General features: G+C 32.0%; 1 protein-coding gene. It reads right to left on the reverse strand.

Annotation, left to right across the window (positions count from 1 at the left end; genetic code table 11):
- Positions 1–292 precede the first annotated feature (292 nt).
- Positions 293–421, reverse strand: a complete 129-nt coding sequence (locus ACW2QF_RS19430; protein ID WP_455717668.1) for a hypothetical protein — start codon at positions 419–421, stop codon at positions 293–295.
- Positions 422–491: the final 70 nt, after the last annotated feature.

Genomic DNA, 491 nt, shown 5'->3' on the forward strand with positions numbered 1-491 from the left:
CATCAAAGTCATTAAATTGATATTCTAAAGAGCCTATATACCAATTTAGTATCGAGATTCCTTTCGTAACATTATCTATAGTATTCTGTAGGCTTTGACTGTCAAATACCAAATTTCTTTCGTATACCTGTGGGCAAATTTCGCCCTCAGTAGTCCATTTCCTCTGGTAATGGACTAAAAATAACCGTATCACCTATATATCATTCACTTCGTGAACAGGTAGGTAATACAGTTATTATTTTAAGGGATGTAAGGAGTTGGGAGTCCTAAAGTATAACCATAATAAATTATACTATTTGACATCTTCACCATATACTCCATCGTTTTGATATTGTAAAATTATATTATACATCTCGTCAACATCTAATTGACATATTTCAGCCTCTTCACTTGTAATTTCAATTCTTTTTTTCTTTACCATATGTGAGCCTGCATCATACTGTAAATAATATTTTCCTACATCTTCTCATAAGCTAATACCTTCATCCTCA

The sequence above is a fragment of the Anaerosporobacter sp. genome (genome assembly GCF_965301125.1).

Coding starts and splice junctions, on each gene's coding strand:
- ACW2QF_RS19430 (WP_455717668.1), bottom strand. CDS start 421: ATGGTAAAGAAAAAAAGAATTGAAATTACAAGTGAAGAGGCTGAAATA.